Source organism: Nocardioides sp. (assembly GCF_050246775.1).
Taxonomy (GTDB): Bacteria; Actinomycetota; Actinomycetes; order Propionibacteriales; family Nocardioidaceae; genus Nocardioides.
Map to the genome: position 1 here is coordinate 16,129 of NZ_JBFWVK010000012.1, position 12,246 is coordinate 28,374.

Below are 12,246 nucleotides of genomic sequence, written 5' to 3' on the forward strand. Positions count from 1 at the left end.
GCCGTGTCAGACCTGCTGGCCGACGTTCCAGAAGAAGTTGACGAGCGCGACGGACGCGCCGGTGATGATCGCTGCCCCCAGGCCGACGAGTACGCCGATCTTGCCGCGACCGGCGAGGTGGGGGTTGGACGAGTTCGCGCCGAGTGCCCACACGATTGCGGAGACGATCAGCGCGAGGACGGCGAGGATCAGCCCGACGGTCATCGACGCGCCGACGATGGACTTGAGTTGGCTGATGCCGGGCAGTCCGTTGGAGTTGGGGCCGATGTTGATGTCCTGCGGCAGCAGCACGACGGTGGTGGATAGACCGAGGTTGATCACGATTCCTCCTGAGCGAGTGGGTGGTTCACTCGCTCAGGTGTTCGCTCAGCCCCGTGTGCCGGGAGCCAGGTGAATCGACCCGTCGATGGGGCACCAGGTGTTACGGCCCTCAGGGTGGCCTGTCGGAACTGTCGGAGTCTCCCCGTAGCCTCCGTTTCACGGTCGCGGCGAGCGGCCGGCCACTAGGATTGCTTTGTCGGCTGTGGTGCCGGGCGCGAAAGGGGGAAGACCGATGACGGATGGCCAGAGTTGGGGCGTGCCGCCCAACATGCCGCCCCCTGCGCCTGCTTCGAGCTTTGTGCCCCCGCCTCCGGCAGGCATGCCTCCGCCGGTGCCAGGGACTGGCGCTAGCAGTCAGTTCACCCACCATGCGCCGGTACACGCGCCGATGCATGTCGCTGCGCACCACCCCGGCGCGTACGCGCGCCCAGACAAGTCGCTCGGCGTTGCTTACGTGCTGTGGTTGTTCCTTGGCTTCTTCGGAGTGCACCACTTCTACCTCGGCAAGGTGGGCAGGGGCATCGGCTACTTGCTCACGTTCGGCTGGTTCATGATCGGCCTCCTCGTTGACCTCTTCACGCTCCCGTCCCAGGTGCATCGGGTCAATGCCGAACGCAGGATGGGACTCAGGTGAGGTTGCGCGACGGTTGCGGGGGGTGCCATGGCTGACGCACCCCGTGGCTACCGGAAGGAAACCCGCGAAGTCTTCGTCAAGAAGAACGCTGACTTCTCAGACTCGCGGAAGCACGACGGACTAAAGAGCGGTCTCGCGCGGGATCGGAAGACAAATGACCTGTCGCAGGTGGTGATCGGCGACAGGGTTGAGTCGAACTCGGATCGCGGCCGGCGCGTAGCGCGGAACACCGATCGTGAGCGAGTGCCGGAAGTCCCGGGGAACGCCCCCGACATCTCAGGTCTCGTGCCACTGGCACTTGTCGCTGTTGCCGGGATCGCTGTCGGTGCCGCCGGTATCAAGGTCGCTCAGAACGCTAAGAAGAAGCGACGGGCTGCCCAAATCGAACAGTCGAGCGCCGCGCATGTGGGCGCTGCGCCCGCCGGATGGTACGCGGTCTCTGGCGACTCGACCCGCCTGCGTTATTGGACTGGCTTCGCTTGGACGGACGACTACGCCCAACGGGCTGTCTCCGCACCTCGAATCGCGGCCGACTGGTATCCCGATCCGTCGAATGCGGCGCAGGTGCGTTACTGGGACGGCACTGCATGGACGCATCACGTCTCGCCGGCACCGGGCGCTGTGACCACCCCCGCGGACTGGTATCCGGACCCGTCCAACCCGACGCAACTCCGTTACTGGGACGGGAACTCATGGACGGGTCATGTCACGAGCGGCCCGGGGACCGGCCTCGCGCTTCACCAAGCTGAACCCGTCTCCGCTGCGAGCGGACGTGCTCCGGCCCACCCCGAGCCCAAGTTCAACATGAGCAGTGCCGAGTGGAAGGCGCACGTCGAGGCATGGCTTCGCGTCGGTGCGGCCCATCAGGAGTTGTGGCACCGACTGTCCAACGCACACATTGAGGACGCCGACCCCGCGACCTTGGAGGCACAGCGTCGAATGGAGGCGCTGACCCCTGAGGAAGGCGCTCGACGGATCAAGTTGATGCTTGAGGCGAATCCCGCGCTGCGGGAGCAGTCGACGCCCGTCGACCTCTTGAGGCTCTTTGGCAGCGTCTCGGGCGAGCCGCTCGGAATCGAGAGGAACCGAGGGCGCGACGGCTCTGGCTGAGTGAGCCGCCACGGCACCCGGTCAGTGGCCGAGACCGAGGGCCGGCGACGACGCGACGGCTTGTGTCGGCTCTGCTGGGAAGTCGTGTGCGCGGCGAAGGGGCCCCGCGCCCTCGACGACGCGGTCCGGGTCGACGGCCGTGTGCGAGAGGTCGTAGCCACCCCACGGCGACCGGCCGGGGACATGCCGCGTTCCGTAGGGACGGCGCTCGGTGAGGATCGGCGCGCCAGGGACCTGCATCGACCTCGGGTAGTGCTCGGCGATCCACTTCTTCGCGGCCCTCGACAAGCCGTCCTTGTCCATCATCCGGAGGCGCGACGGCACGATCGGTAGCTCGCGCCACCCGGGTAGCGCGTTGTCGTGCCACATGTCGACCGCGTCGTTCTCGGCGTCGGTGATCCCGTTCCATGCGCACGGCTCGCAGATTGCCTGGTACATCAGCTCGCCCACGCACGCGCAGCTCTCGTGCTTGTCGGCGTGCTTCCAGGGTTCGCAGCGCAGATCCGTCGTGTAGAGGACGAATCCGTGCCCGGCGACCTGGTCGCTCTCGGGGACAGTGACCGATCGACGCCACATTCGGCTGTTGGTGTGGGTCTTGTCGTGGGCGTGCAGGAACTGCCAGTGCTCGAAGGCGGCATCGAGTTCGGCAGGCGGGTAGTACGCCGTGGTGACGTGCAGCGGAGCGCCAGTCCACTCGGGCGCGGCCTCGACCGCCACGTCGTGGTGCATCCCCTCGATGTCGAAGGCGAGCTGTTCGTCGTTCACAACGTCGCGCCTACGTCGAGCAGCCAGTTGGCCCACGCGAGCGCGCCGCCCGTGAGGACCGCGCCGCCGAGCGCGACGAAGAGGCCGGTCTTGCCTTTGCTTACCGTCTGCCAGCTCCCGTTCGAGGAACCGATGGCCCACGTCGCCGCGCAGATGATGACCATCAGCACGGACACGATGAGGCCGTAGGTCAGCAGTGCGCCGACGATGGCGCGGAGCTTGCTGGCTCCTCCGACGGCGCCGAAGTCAGGGCCAACAAGGGGGGCGAGGTAGGATAAAGCATTCACGCTCAGCAGGTGCTTGGCCCTCCCCGCTTACATCTGATGCAAGCGGAATATCGACTAGTTCTCGATGACTGTGAAGTGCAAGTGGTCGTAGTGACCGCCGGTGATGCCGTTGGGGTCGTGCATCCCTCCGCCGTCGTACGGGCGCCACCCTTCGGCCGCTCGTGCCACCGACCAGATGCGGCCCTGCCAGATGAGGTACTCGACACCGAGCGTCTTGGCGTTCTCCTTCAGCCAGTTGGTCACCTTCCACCCGTAGTTGAGCGCATGTCCGGTCGCGGCCGTGCCGATGGAGTTGCCGAAGGTGCCGTCGCAGGCGCGTCCGAGAGGGTGCTCGGACTTGGTGCCTGGACGTTCCGACCAGCACGACCAATGCGAGTCGGGGAAGTTCTTCTGGACCTGGGTGAGGACGCTGGCGGTGCGCTCGGTGATCTGCCCTTCACTGGTGGGGTCGTCGACGAGGTGGTCTGGGTTCTCACCGGAGTACGGGGTGGCAGGCCCACCGTCAGCCGAGCAGCCGGCCGTGTTCGAGCCGCCTTCGACCTCGGCCGCGCCGTGCCCGGCGAGCCAGGGCTCCGGGTCGATCGGGGCGCCGTTCGCTCCGCCCGGTCGCACCTCGAAGTGGAGGTGTGCACCGGTGGAGTAGCCGTCGCTACCGACGTCGGCGATGTACTGGCCCGCGGTGACCGAGTCTCCGGCGCTGACGTGGATGCCGCCCGTGTACATGTGCGCGTAGCCGGTGGCGACCCGCTTCCCGTCGACGGTGTGCTCGATGAGGATGAGGTGGCCGTATCCGGTGGCCGGGCCGGTGAAAGCCACATGCCCGTCAGCAGCGGCAAGGATGTGGGTTCCGCTCGGTGCTGCGAAGTCGACGCCGGTGTGCAGCTTTCGTTCGCCAGTGATGGGGTGGACCCGCATGCCGAAGCCACTCGTCTGAACCCAGGTTCCCGTCGGCAGCGGGAAGACCACATGCGAGGTCTCGGGAACGACAGGGGCGGAGTCGCCGGTGGGCACCGGCGGTGCGATGAGGCACTGGGATTCCGCCTGGGCTGCCGGGCTGAGTAGGGTGCCGAGGCCGAGCAGGATGCTCGCTGGCGCCAGGAGGAGTGCGACCAGCCCGCCGACCACGACCTTGGCCATCGGTCACTCCAGCGGCTTGTCGAGCATCGACAGTCGGAGCAGGTGGCACTCGGGGTACGCCGGACCGCAGACGATGAAGACCGTGAAGGCGACGTCGTGCTGAGAGGCGACCGGTTCGCCCTCCCAGATCCCGGAGCGGTGCCGAGTGCCGTGGATCGTCAGGGCGGTCGTGCCCGGCAGCAACTCGTCACCGGCTTGGGCTTGAGCCTCCGCCCACTTGGACGGCGTGCTCATCGACTCGACCGTGAGCCACTGACGAGTCTCGTATTTCGCCAGCTCGACCCAGGCATCTTGCGTCGGTAGGTAGTTGTCGAGATCGGACACGAGCCCGGGAGTCGACTCGCCCGTCGGGTCGGCCACCGCGACGAGCTGCTCGATGTGATCAGTGCGGCTGACGATCGTGGTCGTGTCCCACTCGAAGAGCGCAGTCGCGACTTTCCGGATGAAGGTCTCCGGGTCGCTCGTGGGCCGGAGGTCGGCGAGCTCGGTGACCGGGAGACTCGGATTCCTTGTGTCACCCAGCCCCGCGTCCTCATGCTTTGGAGCAACTACCTTGGACGAATGCGCGCGGTGGACCAGGACGGCGTACGCGGTGACCGCGAGTAGAAGGAGGACGAGCGCTACGCCAGCGACGATGAGCCGGCGTCGCCGGACGTCGTCGGACGTCGGATAGAGCATGAGCACCCCTAGGGTCTGCGGTCAGTGACAGCAGGCAGGTGCGCGCGCCGATCCGCTCAGGCCGAGATCGGGCTGGAGCGCAGGGCGCGGATCTCGTCGGCGAAGGCATTGGTCTCTGCGACCACACGCTCGAACATCGCCCAGTCGTCGTCGTTGAGCTGCACCGCGAGCTCAGTCGGGTTGTAGAACCGGGACCAGCCGTCGAGATCGCCCCAGGTGAGCCGGAAGGCCCGCAGAGATCTGCCCGAGGTGCTCGGCTTCTTCTTGCCCTTGCGGCCCTTCTTGTCGATCCTGTTGAGCGCCTCGTTGGCAAGATCCTCCAGCTCCTCGGAGGTGATGGGACCCGGCGGCATCGGGGAGTCGTCCACGCCGATGAGTTCCCTCGCCGCCTGGACGGTGAAGTAGGCCGGCTTTACGTCGCCGCCGTTCTGGATGTCCTCCAGCGCTGACTCGGCGATCTTCCGAACCGTGTCAGGGAGAGATCGGTCAGCGGCGACCCGCTCGATTGCGGAGATCTGCTCCAGCATGTTGTACGACGCTTTGCCGGTCACCGCCTGGGCTGCCTGGCGTCGCGTGTCGCCTTCTCCTCGCGGTGCCGCCGCGGCGGCGGCACCGTCTTCTTCATCCGATTCGCTGTCGGCGCCGAAGCGGCTCGCCTCCTGGCGCCGCTTGCCGTCCTCGCGCATCAGCTCCTTGAGCTCTCGGAACAGCGCTGCCTGCTCCAGCGGGCTCAGCGGCTTGCGCTGTTCGTTCTCGTCGTTCTGCGCGAGAAGTCGATTCAGCTCGTCGGAGATGCCGGACCTGACCCATACCTTCAAGGTGCGCCACCCTAGCCGCTTCACGGCTTCGAGCCGGCGAGCACCACAGACGAGCACGCCGTCGGGGGTGATGGTGACGGGCTGCAACAGGCCGAGCTTCTTGATCGACGCCATCAGAGGCTCGATGCCTTCTTCCGGGTGCTGGCGGTGTCGTACGCCGACGATGATCGAGTCGACCTGTCGCTCCAACTCGATGTGGCCCTTCTCCTCAGGCATGACGACCTGCCACCGGTCGGAGGCGTACGGGTTGACGGATGCTCGCGATCTCGGCGAGGAGCGCCTTGTCTCGCAGCAGATCCTCGGCCTGGTCACCGATGACCAGCCTCAGCAGCATGCCGCGGCCAGCCGAGGTGTGCCGGCGGTCAGGGTGCTGGTTTCCGAGGATTACTCGGAGAAACACGAGCCATTCCGTCTGGTTGACGTCCAGGATCGCGTGCGCGCCACGGTCTCGTCTCAGCGCTTCGAACGCGGTCTGGCGGTTGCCGGCGCTCATCAGACGGGTGCAGATGTAGTCGAGAGCGGCGCGAGTGAGGTCCGCCGGCCAGCGCAGCGCGACGAACACGTCCACCGCTTCGTCGACGGCCAACCATGCGTTCGTAGGCTCCGGCTCCTCGTTCTCATCCTCTTCGACTTCGTCCTCGTCGACGTGATCGTGGTCGGCTGCCACGTCGTGATCCGGTGTCAGTTCCTCGAACTCGATCGAGTCCTGCGGTGCCGGGATCGCGAAAGCGGGGTGGAAGTCGAGCAGGTCTGCCTCGCGGTCGCTGAAGCGCTCCGCGTCGTGACGCTCGATGTCGACTTCCCGCCGAGCCTGGTGGTTCGAGCACAGGAGTCCGTCGGCGCGCCGGTCGTAGATCAGCGTCAGCTCGACGGCACGTGTGACGACCGCCCAGGGATCTTCGGCGACCCGCACTGCGCGGGTGTGCATCGAATCGAAGGCCGCGATTGCCGCCTCGACTGGCTCGTAGCCGTACTTCCGGGCGAGCGCGCCGTACTTCTCCATCGCGTAGACCATGAGGTCGGATGCCTCCGGATCGTTGCTCCAGCCCGTGTCGGAGTAGCGCAGTCGGACCAGCATGAGCCGGAGCCCTTCGGTGGTCGTGAAGTCCAGGGCGGATTCGTCGGTTGCGCTGGTCATAGCCCCAACTCCTCGGTCGTGGTCACCGTCGGACTGGGCGGCTCGGGGCGGGCGATGGCGGCGCGGCTGATTCGTCGGCCGGCCTTGGCGGCGGTGACCGGCGCGGAGCGAGAGCGGCGGACCAGTTCGGCCTGGAGGTCGATGCCTCGGTTGGCCCACTTCGCGCCGACGAGAGTCGGGAGCTCGGTGGGGCGAACCCAGGCGATGCCGCGTTGGGCTTGTGCCTCTGGCTTGACGGCTACCTCGGCGACTGACGGATCACGGTAGACTGCGAGGGCGGAGGCTGCTTCGTCAGGTTGCGGCTGGGGCGTCGGCTCGTCGGGCATGGCCCGACCATCGCGCCGGTCGTAGAAGTCGTTGTTGTTCATAGCGACACCGCCTCAGCCGCCGCCGTAGGGCGGGCAACGGTCGTGGCCCCAAGTCGCGACGCGATCCGGTACGCCGACCGGATCGTCGTCATGGCCTCCCGGTCGGAGAGCCCGGCAGAGCGCGCCGCGTCGCCGAGGAGGTTTGCGGTTGAGTCGAAGGAGTGACCCTCCTCGACCATCCGGCATGCGGCCCAGAACAGTCCGTGGTTGCGCGCACCTTCGGGCCGGGCGGCGACCCAATCCGCCAGCTTCTCCGGGCGGGACCCGACGGCTGGCATGGAGGCGGGCGGTCGGCTCGGCCGTGGCGGTTCAAGGAACGCGCGGAGCGCCGAGGCGTCGACAGGAGTAGCACGGTGTTGAGCGACGGCGATCAGCTCGTACGCCCTGCCAGCAACTGTGGAGGGCGGGACGATGATGTATCCGCCGTCGCCCCGAAAGTCGACGTGCTGACTCGGGACCTGCCACGACCGCTGCTCGTCGACTCCGCCGCGCAGGTAGTAGGCGTGGACGCCGGCGGACGGGGTGCGGACCAGCCACGCCCAGCCATCGGCTATGCCGGCGGACCTGGCGCGCTCGAAGGCGGCGAACCCGTTGCCGCTGGAGTGGACGTCGACGTCGACCACGTCGACCCCGGCCGCCGCTCCGGTGGGCATGCCGATGTTCGCCTCGGGCCACCGCTGCCACCACCCGCGGACGGTCGCCGGGTCCGTGCTCGCGTCGTGGAAGCCGTGGGTGGTCAGGGGTTGCTTTCCGCCGGGCGTGCAGGGGAAGACCGGGATGTCGCGCGTGGCGAGCATCATGGAGGCGGTGGCGAGGTCCGTCGCGTCGGACAAGGTGACGGGCAGCCACGGGTTCCACCGCGAAGTCCGGGACTGCCGTTGTGCTGAGTGGTTCATGACCACGACGTTGCGCCGAGGGGGCACCAAATTTCGCCCGTGGTCAGCTCGCCCGGGGCACCACGGGCGAGTCGTCGAGTCAGCGTTTTCGCAGGTCAACCCCCCGTGGCGGCTAGGAAAGAATTTCTGCGCGAGGAGGTTGCGCAGCGACGAATCAGCTCTTGCGGGGCCGCTTCGGGCTGCCCCAGTCGTGGTTCTTGACCACGGTCTTCGTTCGGTCGGGGAGGTCGATCGGCGGCAGGTGGTCGTCGGTGCGGTTGAAGACGTGCTCGTCGAGGATCTGATCCGCGAGCGTCTCGTGGCCTTCGGCTTCGGCGACCTTGGCGAGGTCGAGTCGGCAGACCTCGTCGTACGGCGCGGCCCTACATCCGATCTCCGCCGCGTAGCGGGCGCGTTCGAGATCTCCGCGGGAGAATGCGTCCGTCGCGACAATGTGAGCGACGTCGACGACTGCGAGCATGGCGGTCTCGTGGACCCGTTCGTCATCGAGCAGCCAACTCCAGCCAAGCGAGCGCAGCGCGGTGAACGGCTCACCGGTGACCAGTTCGAGCGCCGTCCCCAGGTCGGCCATGCCATCGGCTCCGCGCGCCTGGGCGCGGACACGCAGCCGGCGGAAGAGGTCGAAGTCGACGAGGACGTCGTGCAATTGGTAGCCGCCCACGCCCCGCGCCGCGTGCGCTGGGGAGGTGGTCGCTGCCGGTAGGTGTGGCTGCTCGCTTCGGGCGCTGATGCCGAACCACTCTCGAATGGACCCGAGGTCGGTGCGTGCTCGTGACTGGCTGATCCCAAACGCGTCACGGACGAGTCGTGACGAGACACCAGCCGGGTGAAGCGCCAGATAGGTGACGAGCTCGGTGAAGTAGGCCCGTCGCTCAGTGACGGCCTCCGGTGGCTCGTTCGGAGCAGTGACGGTCACCGGTCCGAGGAGTTGCAGCTTCGGCAGCGGGCTCGCCGAGTCGTGCCACTCGGCCAGGTCAACGTCGAGCTCGGGGTCGGTCTCCTCGACGGCGCGGCGGGTCTGCTCGGGCACGAGGGGAGCGAGCATGGCGACGTCGTCGGAAGTCGTGGATGCGACGGCCTCGTACCGCTGGGGGGCCTCGGGGAGCAGCGAGTCACTTCCCGCCTCACCCGCAGGACGGATCTCGGTCAACTCAGGCAGCAGGGCGCCGGCCTGGTCGGCGAGTGCACGCCACCCCGTCGCCTCTTCCTCACGCGGCATCGGGACCACGGGAGATTCGCGGGTCAGGTCCACGATTGCAGCGGTTGCGGTTGCTTCCTCTGCAGTCAGGCCAGCGGCGAGCAGGTCGAGGTCCATCTTCCGGACGCGGAGCCGACCGTCGCTGGTCAGCTCGACCGCGAGATCGCCGGGCTCAGCGTCTCCGATGCTGACCACCGAGAAGCCGGAACGCGACGTCTGGTGCTGGACCAGGTCAACAAGGGAGTGGACCTCGTTGCTGCGATCGCCAGCAACGAGCAGGACGCGGAACGGCTCGGGGTCTCCGTGGCCGTCTTCTTGGTCGCGAGCGAGGTCGTGGTGGAGACGGTTGAGGAACACCGTGTCGTCGGCCGGATGCACCCGCAGCCGGAGCGTGTCGAGGTCCGCGAGTTCGGAAGCAACGTCGATCGTGTCGACGGTTGCAATAACGGCCCACGGGCTCAGGGCCAGTTCAGCGGCCAGATGACGGGCGAGCGCCAGAGCATGCCCGGGGTCGCCGGTGAGAGTGACTGACCCGAGCCGTTCCAGGTCGAGCAGCCACAGGTGTCCGTCTGCCCCCTGTCCGATGCTGGCGAGCAGAGGGTACGGCGGAAGAACGTCTTCATCTGTCACGGGCGAGTCGAGTTCGGCAGACCACCTCGTCTCCGCACCGGACCACGGCTCGGGCAGGTCCGCAGGCTCGGCGAGATGCAGGGTGACGGACTGCTTGCCTACCTCGACGGCGGCGAGTTTGGGCTGCTCGCCCGTGGACGCGGCGAGGTGCCGCAGCAGTCGGTCGAGTTGGACGATCACCTCAGCTGCTGGAGCACCGGCCACAGTTGCTGTTCGTTCGACCGCTCGAACCTCTGGAGGTGGCGGTTCCACCATGAAGCCAGGACGGCGATACCGCTGCTGGGTTCGTCGGTGAGCGCGCAAGGCGGCCAGCACGGCTCCGGCGAGCAGGGCGCCGCCGCCAACCAGTCCAGGCAGCACCCACGACGCTGCCTCCTTCTCGTCCGCATTGTCGGTCTCAGATGCCACGGGCGAGTCGCCCGGTTCCGCGGTGGGTGTTGTGGGTGTGGTTGTCTCGACCGGGTCAGGTCCGACGTGCTTGCCACCGGACTCGACCACGGGCGGGTCATCAACGACCGGCGGCTCGACCACGGGCGGGTCCACGACTGCGCCGGGGATGGTGAGCTCCCAGTCTGGGCGGATCAGATCGGGGTTCGTGAGATTTTGCCCGTCGGGCTGAACCGTGTCGCGTGACGCCTCGAAGATCTCGGGATAGCGCTCGCCGTCACCCAGTTCCTCCTCGGCGATGTCCCAGAGTGTGTCGCCCGGCTCGACGACGTACGCCTCGTCATCCTTCGGCTTGGGGGTGGCGTCGCTCGGCAGCCGCAGGACCAGGCCGGGGTCGATGAAGCTCGGCTCGCCCTGGAGGGCCTCGGCGTTGAGCGCGACGATCTCGCGGAACCGCATCGGGTCGCCGAGCTGCTCCTGGGCGATCTTCCACAGGCTGTCGCCGCGGCGAACCGTGTACTCGACCGTGGGCATGTCAGGCTCGGGGTCCGCCACTGCGGGAGCGGCCTGCTGGACGGCTTGCGGCGGCGCGCCCTCCGGCATGGCCACGAGACGAGGTGCCTCGACCGGAGGCGAGGCGTGGGCGGGCTGCGGAGCGAAGACTGGTGCGACCGTGGGAGCGACCGCGAAGAGCAGCGTCGCCATCGCGACGAGCCGTCCCGCGAAGCCCTGCGGGAGTGCGAGTCCCGGGAGTCGAGGCGCCGACACGCCTCTGAGAGCAGAGAGCATCTCGACGAAGATGGACAGAGCCATGACCGCCCACGCCACCCAGGCGACGACCCCGATGACCAGGAGCGCCAGGGTGCCGTCGTCCGGGCTGGTGAGCAGGGTGCGGAGGTCGCTGAGGCTCTCGTGCCACGGGGTCGCGCCGATCGCGACGAGCAGCAGCGGAGTTCCGACAACGAGCAGCAGGATGAGCACGGTGGCTCCGAGGCCCGTGAGGCGCTTGCGTGCGTTCACTGTTCGGTTCCTCCCAGGGTGCGGGCGATGCGCGCTGTGGCGTCGGAGGTGACGGTCAGGTTGCCGATGCCGATGAGGCTCAAGAACTTGGGCTTGTAGGTGTCGGTGACTTCGACGTGGATGGTGTCGCCGCCGGTGACGGAGACCGTTCCGGTCACGCCGGAGGCGGCGAGGTAGTGCTCGGCGGCGGCGCGGGCTGCGGCGGTGTCGACGCTGACGTAGCGGCCCTCGATGGCCGGCGCGGCCTGGACGCGCTCGCCGCCGGTACGGGCGGCCTCGGCGGCGATGTTCTGGGCCCGCTGCTTGGCGTGGACCTGGCCGCCGAGGTCGACGGCGAGTCCGACGAGCATCATCATCACGAAGCTTGCGGTCACCATCCATACCGAGATGGAGCCGCGCTCGTCGCGCGTACGCCGCATCATCCGCGCTCCCTCCACGTGTCGATCGGGCTCGTCACCGTCGCCTTGATCAGCCGGCTGCCAGGTACGCCGGGCACCGACAGATCGGAGAGGTCGAGGCGGCACTGGACCGTCACCGAGACGTCTGCTGCCTCGCCGACAGCGCGTGAGAAGCCGCTGGCGTCGACCACGACGTCGATATCGAGGCAGTCGATGCCCTGGTTGGCCAGGCTCGCGGTCGCAGCAGAGACCGCCTCCGACTTCGCCGAGCTCGTGGTGCGCTCGATCGACGCCGAACGAGCCGCATCTGCGGCCGCTGTCTCGACCGACTGGTGCGTCATCGCCGTACGTCCACCGAAGATGATCAGCCCGACGAAAAGGGCGAAGGCAGGCACGGCGATGACGGCCTCGACGGCTGCCGATCCGCGCTCGTCGTACGCCCACGGGCGCGTCATGGTGTC

The 12,246-nt window shown here is 67.8% G+C and carries 14 protein-coding genes; 2 read left to right on the top strand and 12 right to left on the bottom strand.

Annotated features, from left to right (window positions below):
* Positions 1-6: 6 nt before the first annotated feature.
* Positions 7-321 (bottom strand): DUF6112 family protein, encoded by a 315-nt coding sequence (locus AB7I40_RS23425; protein WP_428344645.1) that lies wholly within the window; start codon positions 319-321, stop codon positions 7-9.
* A gap of 388 nt (positions 322-709) precedes the next feature.
* Here AB7I40_RS23425 and AB7I40_RS23430 point away from each other — a divergent pair, with 388 nt between their 5' ends.
* A complete protein-coding gene (locus AB7I40_RS23430) occupies positions 710-955 on the top strand; it encodes a TM2 domain-containing protein (protein ID WP_428348144.1) in 246 nt (81 codons plus the stop codon).
* A 27-nt stretch (positions 956-982) separates the two neighbouring features.
* Entirely contained in the window at positions 983-2,065 is a 1,083-nt protein-coding gene (locus AB7I40_RS23435; protein ID WP_428344643.1) for a DUF2510 domain-containing protein, read from the top strand.
* A 21-nt stretch (positions 2,066-2,086) separates the two neighbouring features.
* On the opposite strand, the gene AB7I40_RS23440 is transcribed toward AB7I40_RS23435, so the two are convergent.
* From AB7I40_RS23440 to AB7I40_RS23490, 11 genes are all read right to left on the bottom strand, one after another.
* Positions 2,087-2,830, bottom strand: a complete 744-nt coding sequence (locus AB7I40_RS23440) for a DUF6349 family protein (protein WP_428344642.1) — start codon at positions 2,828-2,830, stop codon at positions 2,087-2,089.
* Positions 2,827-3,117: a DUF6112 family protein gene (locus AB7I40_RS23445; protein ID WP_428344641.1), complete on the bottom strand. Its 291-nt coding sequence runs from the start codon at positions 3,115-3,117 to the stop codon at positions 2,827-2,829. Before AB7I40_RS23445 ends, AB7I40_RS23440 begins: the two co-directional genes overlap by 4 nt.
* Before the next feature lie 54 nt (positions 3,118-3,171).
* Entirely contained in the window at positions 3,172-4,254 is a 1,083-nt protein-coding gene (locus tag AB7I40_RS23450; protein WP_428344640.1) for a M23 family metallopeptidase, read from the bottom strand.
* Positions 4,255-4,257: 3 nt separating this feature from the next.
* Entirely contained in the window at positions 4,258-4,932 is a 675-nt protein-coding gene (locus AB7I40_RS23455; protein WP_428344639.1) for a hypothetical protein, read from the bottom strand.
* Positions 4,933-4,988: 56 nt separating this feature from the next.
* Positions 4,989-5,966 (bottom strand): ParB/RepB/Spo0J family partition protein, encoded by a 978-nt coding sequence (locus AB7I40_RS23460; protein WP_428344638.1) that lies wholly within the window; start codon positions 5,964-5,966, stop codon positions 4,989-4,991.
* Positions 5,959-6,888 (bottom strand): hypothetical protein, encoded by a 930-nt coding sequence (locus tag AB7I40_RS23465; RefSeq protein WP_428344637.1) that lies wholly within the window; start codon positions 6,886-6,888, stop codon positions 5,959-5,961. The genes AB7I40_RS23460 and AB7I40_RS23465 overlap by 8 nt, the downstream gene beginning before the upstream one ends.
* A complete protein-coding gene (locus AB7I40_RS23470) occupies positions 6,885-7,256 on the bottom strand; it encodes a hypothetical protein (RefSeq protein WP_428344636.1) in 372 nt (123 codons plus the stop codon). Before AB7I40_RS23470 ends, AB7I40_RS23465 begins: the two co-directional genes overlap by 4 nt.
* Positions 7,253-8,152 carry a bifunctional DNA primase/polymerase gene (locus tag AB7I40_RS23475; protein WP_428344635.1) on the bottom strand — a complete coding sequence of 300 codons (900 nt, stop codon included), beginning with the start codon at positions 8,150-8,152 and terminating at the stop codon, positions 7,253-7,255. Before AB7I40_RS23475 ends, AB7I40_RS23470 begins: the two co-directional genes overlap by 4 nt.
* Positions 8,153-8,306: 154 nt before the next feature.
* Positions 8,307-11,387, bottom strand: coding sequence for a LysM peptidoglycan-binding domain-containing protein (locus tag AB7I40_RS23480; protein ID WP_428344634.1), 3,081 nt, complete (start codon positions 11,385-11,387; stop codon positions 8,307-8,309).
* Positions 11,384-11,809 carry a TadE/TadG family type IV pilus assembly protein gene (locus tag AB7I40_RS23485; protein ID WP_428344633.1) on the bottom strand — a complete coding sequence of 142 codons (426 nt, stop codon included), beginning with the start codon at positions 11,807-11,809 and terminating at the stop codon, positions 11,384-11,386. Before AB7I40_RS23485 ends, AB7I40_RS23480 begins: the two co-directional genes overlap by 4 nt.
* A partial coding sequence (locus AB7I40_RS23490) for a TadE/TadG family type IV pilus assembly protein (protein ID WP_428348145.1) occupies positions 11,806-12,246 on the bottom strand: 441 nt, incomplete at its 5' end. The genes AB7I40_RS23490 and AB7I40_RS23485, both read right to left, overlap by 4 nt.